At 46.1% G+C, this 10,587-nt stretch carries 4 protein-coding genes; all 4 read right to left on the bottom strand.

The features are described 5' to 3' along the window. Positions 1–509 precede the first annotated feature (509 nt). Positions 510–4,232, bottom strand: a complete 3,723-nt coding sequence (gene rpoC / locus J6U00_RS00675; protein WP_296577582.1) for a DNA-directed RNA polymerase subunit beta' — start codon at positions 4,230–4,232, stop codon at positions 510–512. Between the two features lie 133 nt (positions 4,233–4,365). After that, complete coding sequence (gene rpoB, locus J6U00_RS00670) at positions 4,366–8,286, bottom strand: DNA-directed RNA polymerase subunit beta (protein ID WP_296577580.1); 3,921 nt, start codon at positions 8,284–8,286, stop codon at positions 4,366–4,368. A 547-nt stretch (positions 8,287–8,833) separates the two neighbouring features. Further along, positions 8,834–9,874, bottom strand: a complete 1,041-nt coding sequence (locus tag J6U00_RS00665) for a TraB/GumN family protein (RefSeq protein WP_296577579.1) — start codon at positions 9,872–9,874, stop codon at positions 8,834–8,836. A 19-nt stretch (positions 9,875–9,893) separates the two neighbouring features. Continuing rightward, positions 9,894–10,565 carry a GntR family transcriptional regulator gene (locus tag J6U00_RS00660; protein ID WP_296577576.1) on the bottom strand — a complete coding sequence of 224 codons (672 nt, stop codon included), beginning with the start codon at positions 10,563–10,565 and terminating at the stop codon, positions 9,894–9,896. Positions 10,566–10,587 lie beyond the last annotated feature (22 nt).

Raw genomic sequence — 10,587 nt, 5'->3', positions numbered from 1 at the left:
TATATTCCGGTAATTCCTAATCACAGTATAACCAAAGGAATCAAAAAACTAACTGAGTTATGCGAAAAGGTAGCAAATGAATAAGGGAAAACACTTCATGGTTCAAACCTGCAATGCTTGGAAAAGATATTAAAAAATGGGTAAGTGAAAATAACACTAATCTTTCGGTGACATATAGAGAATGGCTGCTTTTTTATGAAGATGTGAATAGAATCCCGTATCATCGATGTTTCCATTATTTTCAATAAAGGAGAGCCTAAGAAATAAACTCTCCTGTCTGTCTTATCCTATTCGTTACATTTCTTCGATTGTCAGTTAATAGAATCCGAAAAATATATGTGTTTTTTTATGTATGAACCAGAAAGAAAAAAATAACGCAGTTCTGAATATTTAGGCTACGTTATTGGTGCAGTGGAAATTTGACGTATTTTCGTATTATTGATAAAGGTGTTTTCATCTGTTTTAACCTAATAAAAGCTCCCGAAGAACAATCTCCGGGAGCTTTGAGCTTATATCTGATTTGTAATGGGAGCAGCTGCGTTATGCTCGCCGTAGCCCTCATTCTTAACGACCTCAACGTTTCTGTAACACTCCATACCTGTACCAGCGGGTATGAGCTTACCGATAATAACATTCTCCTTAAGTCCGAGAAGACGGTCGCTCTTTCCTCTGATAGCAGCGTCTGTAAGAGCCTTTGTGGTCTCCTGGAAGGAAGCTGCAGACATAAAGCTGTCCGAATTGGATGAAGCCTTTGTGATACCCTGAAGCACAGGACTTGTCTGTACAAGCTGTACATCGTATTCGCCTGCATCGATACGAGCCTGAAGCTCCTCATTGATAGCATCGATCTCCTTGCTGTCAACGAGAGTACCGGGAAGCAGATAGCTGCTGCCTGTCTCCTCTACCTTGATCTTGCGGAGCATCTGACGTACTATAACTTCGATATGCTTATCGTTGATATCAACACCCTGTAAACGGTAAACCTTCTGAACTTCATTTATGATGTAGTTCTGAACAGCCTGTGTTCCAAGAATATTGAGAATATCGGCAGGATAGATGTTACCCTCTGTAAGACGTGTTCCCTTCTCAATCTCTTCGTTCTCCTGAACTCTGATCTTGAGGTTATATGGAATCATATAGCTTTCAGCATCACCTGTCTCTTCATTGGTAACAATGATATTTCTTGTGGTCTTGATCTCTTCAATGTGCACCTTTCCTGAAAGTCTGGAAAGGATAGCCGCACCCTTGGGGCGTCTGCTCTCGAAGAGTTCCTCAACACGGGGAAGACCCTGTGTGATATCTTCAGCGTCGGCAGAAGCAACACCACCGGTATGGAAGGTTCTCATGGTAAGCTGTGTACCAGGCTCACCGATAGACTGAGCAGCGATGATACCAACAGCCTCACCAACTGATACCATATTGTTGTTAGCAAGATTAGCGCCGTAGCACTTAGCGCATACGCCGGTCCTCGACTTACAGGTAAGAACAGAGCGGATCTTTATCCTTTCTATGCCCGAGTCGATTATCTTCTTTGCGTCTGCGTCATTAATAAGCTTATTGCGCGATACCACGAGCTCACCGGACTCGTCTCTAAGATCCTCTGCAAGGAATCTACCAACAAGACGCTCGTCAAATGGCTCAACGATCTCGTTGCCGTTCTTGATTTCGAATACCTCAATGCCCTCTGTGGTTCCGCAATCCTCCTCACGGATGATAACGTCCTGAGATACATCAACGAGACGACGGGTAAGATATCCCGAGTCAGCGGTACGAAGAGCGGTATCTGCAAGACCCTTTCTCGCACCTCTTGAAGCGATGAAGTACTCCAAAATGTTAAGACCTTCACGGTAGTTAGCTCTAATCGGAATCTCGATAACGGTACCGGAAGTATTGGCGATAAGTCCACGCATACCAGCCAGCTGACGAATCTGTGATATAGATCCACGGGCACCCGAGTCAGCCATCATCCAAATAGGATTGTACTTGTCAAAGTTGGATTTAAGAGCCTTTGTAACATCGTCTGTGGTATTTGTCCAAAGAGCGATGATCTTCTTTGTCTTTTCCTGAGCGGAGATATATCCGTACTCATATTCTGTTGTGATCTGCTCTACCTCTGCGTCTGCACTTGCAAGTATATCCTTCTTCTGAGGAGGTATAGTAGCGTCGCAGACAGCAACCGTAAGAGCTGCTCTTGTTGAATATTTATAGCCGAGAGCCTTGATACGGTCAAGTACCTCTGATGTTGTTGTTGTTCCATGTATCTTTATGCAGCGCTCAATGATGTCAGAAAGCTGCTTCTTTCCAACGAGGAAAGCAACTTCAAGATCAAACTGCTTGTCAGAGTTCGTTCTGTCAACGTATCCGAGGTTCTGAGGGATATTCTCGTTGAAGATAAGTCTGCCGACTGTAGCGTCGATGATCTTGGATACCTTCTTGTCGCCGATATCCTTTGTTATCTTTACCTTGATGTTTGCATGAAGAGATACATCATGCTCATTGTAAGCCATGAGAGCCTCGTTCACATCACGGAACACCTTGCCCTCGCCGGGTTCGCCTGGCTTATCCATTGTCAGATAGTATGAACCAAGTACCATATCCTGTGAAGGAACAGCAACAGGCTTACCGTCTGAAGGCTTCAGCAGATTGTTTGCAGCAAGCATAAGGAATCTTGCCTCAGCCTGAGCCTCTGCAGAAAGAGGAAGATGTACAGCCATCTGGTCACCGTCGAAGTCAGCGTTGAAGGCAGAGCATACGAGGGGGTGAAGCTTGATAGCACGACCCTCAACGAGAATAGGCTCGAATGCCTGGATACCCAGTCTGTGAAGCGTGGGAGCACGGTTCAGCATAACAGGGTGATCCTTGATAACGTCCTCAAGAGCATCCCATACCTTGTTGTCTGCACGGTCTATGAGCTTTCTTGCGCTCTTTATATTGGCTATAGCCTTTTTGTCAACGAGTCTCTTCAATACGAATGGCTTGAAGAGTTCGAGTGCCATTTCCTTAGGAAGACCGCACTGATACATTTTTAGTTCAGGTCCTACTACGATAACCGAACGTCCGGAGTAGTCAACACGCTTACCAAGAAGGTTCTGACGGAAACGTCCCTGCTTACCCTTGAGCATATCGGAAAGGGACTTGAGAGCACGGTTGCTTGGACCTGTAACAGGTCTGCCGTGTCTGCCGTTATCTATGAGAGCATCAACAGCTTCCTGAAGCATACGCTTCTCGTTCCTTACGATAATGTCGGGAGCATCAAGCTCGAGCATTCTCTTCAGACGATTGTTTCTGTTGATAACTCTTCTGTAAAGGTCATTAAGGTCTGATGTAGCGTAACGTCCACCGTCCAGCATTATCATAGGACGGATATCGGGTGGTATAACAGGAACAACGCTGAGTATCATCCACTCAGGTTTGTTGCCGGAGAGGCGGAATGCCTCTATTATCTGCAATCTCTTAAGAAGCTTTACCTTCTTCTGTCCACCGGGGAGACCCACCAGCTCAGCCTTGAGGTCATCTGCAACAATCTCAAGATTGTTTCTCCAGTCGATATCCTCCAGTTCCCTGAACTTCTGGCATTCCTCGCACTCACACTCTGTAGGCTTGTTGAAGCACTCAAGCTTTTTGCCGCCAAGAGATACCTTGCCCATTTCCACAAGTCTCTGCTTGTGAGTGTCATATCTTGCAGGGTCATACTCGTTGAGGAGCTTCCTTATAGCCTCAGCACCCATTTCTGCCTTGAAGTCATCACCGTACTTTTCAAGGTAGGAGAGGTACTCCTTCTCGGAGAGGAGCTGCTTCTTGATCAGCTCTGTATTGCCGGGATCGGTAACTATATACTTTGTGAAATAAAGAACCTCCTCCAGTCTCTTCTGAGATACCTCAAGCACCTGTCCTATACGGGACGGAGTGCCCTTAAAGTACCATATATGAGAAACAGGAGCAGCCAGCTCGATGTGACCCATTCTCTCTCTTCTTACTCTTGCTCTTGTTACCTCAACGCCGCAGCGGTCACAAATCTTACCCTTGAAGCGTATCTTCTTGAATTTTCCGCAGTGGCACTCCCAGTCCTTTGTAGGTCCGAAGATCCTTTCACAGAAAAGACCGTCACGCTCGGGCTTCTGGGTTCTGTAATTTATAGTTTCAGGTCTTTCAACTGCGCCGTGTGACCAGCTTCTAATCTGTTCCGGCGAAGCAAGACCTATCTTTATTGATTCAAAAGTTGTAAATTCCAAACTGCTACCTCCTAAAATATTAATTCGGAATCCTTAATTCGGAACTGCTGATCGCGGTATGTATAAGGACGAGCCGTATACATCGCCGCGGTCATTATTTCGTATCCGCTATCCTTAGTTCGTGTTCCTTTGATTAGTCCTCGCTGTCGAAATCGAATTCCTCATTGTCGTCGTCCAGATCAAGAACGTCTGCATCGTCGGAATCGAGGTCCATTTCGTCGTCCTCGTCGAAGTTGAAGTCGTCTTCGCCGCCGAGAAGATCAAGATCACCGTCTTCGCTGTCCTCGTCCTCACCTTCAACACCGAAGCCTGCGTCGCCAAGCTCGCTTTCGGAGAAGTCCGAATTGTCAAGTGTATCCTCGTCGTCGTAGGAACGTGAAGGCATCGGATCATCGTCATCAAAGTTCTGAGTAAGGTCAATCTCCTCCTGATTCTCGTCAAGCACCTTAACGTCGAGACAGAGAGACTGCATTTCCTTGATAAGTACCTTGAAGGATTCAGGTATACCCGGAGTAGGTACGTTTTGACCCTTAACGATAGCCTCGTAGGTATTGACACGTCCGATAGTATCGTCTGACTTAACAGTAAGAATCTCCTGGAGGGTGTATGCAGCACCATAAGCCTCGAGAGCCCAAACTTCCATCTCTCCGAAACGCTGACCGCCGAACTGAGCTTTACCGCCCAGAGGCTGTTGTGTAACGAGAGCATAAGGACCGACAGAACGTGCGTGGATCTTATCGTCAACAAGGTGGTGGAGCTTGAGGTAGTACATATAGCCCACAGTTACACGGTTATCGAACTTTTCACCTGTACGTCCGTCGTAAAGAGTAAACTTACAATCCTCTGTGAATTCCAGAGCATTGGGATTGATAACTTTATCCATAGCCTTGAGCTCGAACATATCGTCCTTGTGCTCCTTGGCGTGTTCGTTAGCCATTCTGAAGCATTCACGGATATCGTCCTCATGAGCACCATCGAATACAGGCGTCATAATGTGCCAGCCCAGTGCCTTACAAGCCATACCAAGGTGTACTTCAAGAACCTGTCCGATATTCATTCGTGAAGGAACGCCGAGAGGGTTCAGCACGATATCGAGCGGAGTACCATCTGGAAGGAAAGGCATATCCTCCTCAGGAAGTATACGCGAAACAACGCCCTTGTTACCATGACGGCCTGCCATCTTATCGCCGACAGTGATTTTACGCTTCTGAGCGATATAGCAGATAACACGCATATTTACACCTGCCGAGAGCTCGTCGCAGTTGTCTCTTGTGAATACCTTTACATCAACGATAACGCCCGACTCACCGTGAGGCACCTTAAGAGAGTTATCACGCACCTCTCTTGCCTTTTCACCGAAGATAGCACGGAGAAGTCTTTCCTCTGCGGTAAGCTCGGTCTCGCCCTTCGGCGTTACCTTGCCGACGAGAATATCGCCGGAGTTTACTTCAGAACCAATGCGGATGATACCATTTTCATCGAGGTTTGCAAGAGCATCGTCACCTACGTTGGGAATATCACGAGTGATCTCCTCAGGTCCGAGCTTAGTATCGCGGCACTCGATCTCGTATTCTTCTATATGAACTGATGTGAATACATCTTCTCTTACAAGGCGCTCGTTAAGAAGTACAGCGTCCTCATAATTGTAACCTTCCCATGTCATGAAGCCAATGAGGGCGTTCTTACCGAGGGAGATCTCTCCGTCAGCAGTAGCGGGACCGTCTGCAAGTACCTGTCCCTTCTTTACTTCCTCGCCAGCTGTGACTATAGGTCTTTGATTTACGCAGGTGCCCTGGTTGGAGCGCTTGAACTTTATAAGCTCGTACTTGTGCTCAACTCCGTCCGTATCAACCATAGTAATCTTGTCTGCGTCAACGTAAGTAACCTTTCCGTCATAGTCGGAAACGACACATACTCCCGAGTCAACAGCAGCCTTGTATTCCATACCTGTACCAACGAATGGACGCTCTGTCTTGAGGAGCGGAACAGCCTGACGCTGCATGTTAGAGCCCATGAGGGCACGGTTAGCGTCATCGTTCTCAAGGAAGGGAATCATTGATGTAGCTACTGATACGACCATCTTAGGAGATACATCCATGTAATCTACCTTTTCGCGCTCGCACTCGAGGATCTGCTCACGGAAACGTGCGTTTACACGTGGCCTTGCAAGCTTGTTATCCTCTGTGAGGGGCTCATTTGCCTGAGCAACTACAAAATTATCCTCCATATCGGCAGTCATGTATACTACCTCGTTGGTAACAACGCCGGTACTCTTGTCTACCTTTCTGTATGGAGCCTCGATGAAGCCATATTCGTTTATTCTTGCGAATGTTGCGAGGTAGGAGATAAGTCCGATGTTAGGTCCTTCAGGAGTCTCGATAGGACACATTCTTCCGTAGTGGCTGTAGTGAACGTCACGTACCTCGAATCCGGCACGGTCTCTTGAAAGGCCTCCGGGACCGAGGGCTGAAAGACGTCTTTTATGTGTAAGCTCAGCAAGAGGATTGTTCTGATCCATGAACTGTGACAGAGGTGAGGAGCAGAAGAATTCCTTCATAGCTGAAGAAATAGGTCTTATATTGATAAGTGTCTGAGGAGTGAGGGTATTCACGTCCTGAGTCTGAAGGTTCATTCTCTCGCGGATACCGCGCTCCATTCTTGTATAGCCGATGCGGAACTGGTTCTGGAGAAGCTCACCTACGGAACGGATACGTCTGTTTCCAAGATGGTCGATATCGTCAACAGTACCTACGCCCTCGCAGAGGTTAAGAAAATAGCTTATGGAAGCTCTGATATCGTCAAGAGTGATATACTTGGGTGAGAGCTCGTCAGCCTTCTTCTTGATAGTCTCCTCCAGCTCATCTGCGTCGGCAGCGTTGTCTATAATATCCTTGAGGACACTGAAGGATACCTTCTCGTTGATGCCGTACTTCTCAGCGTCGAAATCAACATAGCCCTTGATATCAACCATACCATTACCGATAACCTTTACGGTCTTCTCCACCATGCGGACAGATGTCTCTCCGCGCTCGTCGGTATAGTATTCCTTTGACTCAACGTTTACGTAAGCGCTGTAAACGCCTGCCTGCTCTATCTCACAAGCCTTGTCATATGTGAGTGTCTCGCCTGCATCTGCAAGTATCTCACCTGTCATCTCGCTTACAATAGGCTGTGCAAGAGTTCTTCCTGAAAGACGTGAAGCTATGCCAAGCTTCTTATTGTACTTGTAGCGTCCAAAACGACAGAGGTCATATCTCTTTGCCTCAAAGAAGAGGTTATTGAGGTGGCTCACTGCACTTTCAACCGTAGGAGGCTCACCGGGACGGAGCTTCTTGTATACGTCTATGAGAGCGTCCGAGCGGTTCTTTGTCTGATCCTTCTGGAGGATAGTTTGTCTGAGGCGCTCGTCCTCACCGTATATCTCAAATATCTCCTCATCGGTGCCCTCTTCTCCGAGAGCTCTAATGAAGGTAGTGAGCGGTATTTTTCTGTTTTTATCTATACGAACGTAAACAACGTCGTTTGAATCCTGTTCATACTCCAGCCACGCACCGCGGTTAGGGATTATCTGCGAGCTGAAAAGGTCCTTACCAGTCTTGTCCTTAGTGAATGCGTAATAAACACCAGGCGAACGAACGAGCTGAGATACGATAACACGCTCAGCACCGTTGATAACGAAGGTACCACTGTCCGTCATAAGCGGGAAATCACCCATATAGATCTCGCTTTCGCTGACAGCGCCTGTCTCCTTGTTTGCAAGGGTAGCGGTCGCTTTCATCGAGACCTGATAGGTAGCTCCTCTTGATTTACATTCTGCGAGAGAATATTTGGGAGTGTCGTCAAAGCGGTAGTCCTTGAAGTTGAGGACGAGATTGCCGTTGTAGTCGGTGATAGCGGTCATTTCGCGGAACACCTCACGAAGACCTTCTTCCTTGAACCACTTATACGAGTTCTTCTGTACCTCGATAAGGTTCGGCATCTCCAGAGGCTCGGTAATCTTACCGAAGCTCATTCTGACATTCTTTCCCAGCTGCTTAGGTGTAACATTCACCATAGGCGGAACCTCCTTGTATTTTTTTGCTGCCCTTCCCTTCGCACACAGAGTCGGGAACGACAGTTCTGTTTGTTGCTGCCGTATCATCTGAAAAAATTTCTGCCAAAACTATTGACAAGTCTGTGCAAAGTATGCTATAATATCTTGCAAAATAGCGATACTATTCCATATTGATACATTATAACATTATAATACAGTTTTTGTCCCGTGTCAAGGGGCTCCGTAAAGATTTATCAAAAAGCGCCTAATTTAAAAATGATAAGGCGCTTTTTTTGTTGGAATTTTTCCAGCTCAGTCTTTTCATATGTCAGGACAAAACGGCATATCAGCTTTGTATGATTTCGCATATTTTGGCAGAGAGAAGATATCCTCTATCTTCACAGTCGAATATACCTCTTCCTCCCTCGTTGCCATTGCTGTCAGCAACTTGAATTCTGCTTTACTTATAGGTAAATCTCTACGATAAGACTTTCGCCCGCAAAAACTGTATCATGCCCGACACACAAAAAAAACACTTGTGCAATACGCACAAGCGCTTTTTCATCTATCACTGTCTATCTATGCGTTCCACCTTGTAGCCCTTTTCTTCAAGGATATCATCGATTCCATTCTTTCCTGAGAAATGGGTAACTCCGATGACAATGAAATAATTATCGCCGTTTTCGAGGAATCCCTCTATCTTTTCAGCCATATTCTCATTGCGTTCATACAGGTTGACCTTCAGATAAGCCGCATAATCGTCGTCAAGTTCGGAGGAACGGTCGCCCCAGTAGTACTCCTCGTCAAGAACGTCCACATCTCCTTTTGCCCAACTGTCATGCTGGTCTGCAAGATTTGCTGTAAAGGCAGATATATCCTCTCCGCGGCGCATAGTATCACTTATCATGAAATCTGTCAACTCGTCCGAGCAGGCATTCATAGACTTTGTCTGCGTACTCATATCTTCAAGACCTAATATAGGCTTGCCGTCTATCTTTGCCTTGCCGGTAAAGCTAGCATCGAGAGTTTCCATAACAAGGTTCTTGACGCGGTTTATGATTATAGCATTAACCTGAGAAGCCCAGCCGTTGGCAATTATATTCTCGGACATCTCATTGTAATAGAAATTATCCTGCAAGAACTTCTTTGCCTTCTCATAAGTCTCCTTAGAGATATGATCCTTCACGGTAGTCCCGTCATTATAGAACATCTGGTTGTAAAACTCGTCCCACTGCTCTTTTGTCATATCCGCACCGTCTGTCTCAATAACTATGCCGCTACTCTTGTCATACAGCTCATTAACATAATCCGGCATGGCAAACGTATACTCCGTCGCAAAACGCAATATTCCAAGCATATACAGTTCGCTTCCAGTTTTGGTGTCAGTCACCTTCCATACGGCAGGCTTTGCCTCTTTGACCTTTATGTATGAGTTGATATCGTCAGAATCTTTATTTGTATTATCCGACGTTGTTTCCTTTTCCCCTTCTCCAGTGACTGTTGTCTGTACATTATTATCATTGTCATCATCGACATTGATCTGATGCGAACATGAAACAGCACTAAAAGCAATCAGTGCCGCCGTAACGGCAGCAAAGAAACGTCCCATACTCATAGCATTCCTTTCATCAGCCAAAGCTCTTGTCAATTATATCATAATGTGCGTCTATCGCACGGAAACAGAACTCAGTATCGCCCGTAATGATGCCCTGCACCATTTTTTCATGAGCGTCCTGCAGCTGTTCCTTAACCTCCGGACCGGATGTTGTAAGAAAATCGTCTATCCACCTCATATAGACCTCAGAAACAGCGTTCATGAAGGTTATCCAGAAACTGTTATCCGTAGCATATATAAGGGAATAGTGGAAATCCCTGTCTGCGACCGTCTGTCTGCTTGTTCCCTCAGACTCCTTGAGCCTGTTCAAAGCAGCAACGATCTTAAGCTTGTTCTCCGATGAGCAACCTCTTGCAATAAGATAGCTGCAAACGGTCTTTTCCATGCTTCTTCTGAACGAACATATCTCCTCCTTCGAGGTCTTGTTCATAAGCAGCATGACATCCATTGCCTTTGCGATAGAATCTGAGATATTATCTGTAAGATAATTCCCTGATCCCTGTTTTCCATTGACTATACCGAGAATCTCAAGTCCCCTGAGCGCCTCGCGGACAGTATTTCGGCTTATGCCGAGCTTTTCCGAGATACTGCGCTCTGTCGGAAGCTTGTCCCCTACCTGCAGCATTCCGCTTCTGATAAGATCTAAGATATAATCAATTGTCTTGCGGTACTCACTGTTGCCCATAGCTTCCTCCTTGGCATAAAAT

This window comes from Ruminococcus sp. (genome assembly GCF_017650195.1).
Lineage (GTDB): Bacteria > Bacillota > Clostridia > Oscillospirales > Ruminococcaceae > Ruminococcus.
Note: the sequence above shows the minus strand (reverse complement) of the source record. Positions and strands in the feature narration are given on the sequence as shown.

Excerpts from the sequence above, each read along its gene's own strand:
- rpoB (WP_296577580.1), bottom strand. The coding sequence starts at position 8,286 with ATGGTGAATGTTACACCTAAGCAGCTGGGAAAGAATGTCAGAATGAGC.
- J6U00_RS00665 (WP_296577579.1), bottom strand. The coding sequence starts at position 9,874 with ATGGGACGTTTCTTTGCTGCCGTTACGGCGGCACTGATTGCTTTTAGT.
- J6U00_RS00660 (WP_296577576.1), bottom strand. The coding sequence starts at position 10,565 with ATGGGCAACAGTGAGTACCGCAAGACAATTGATTATATCTTAGATCTT.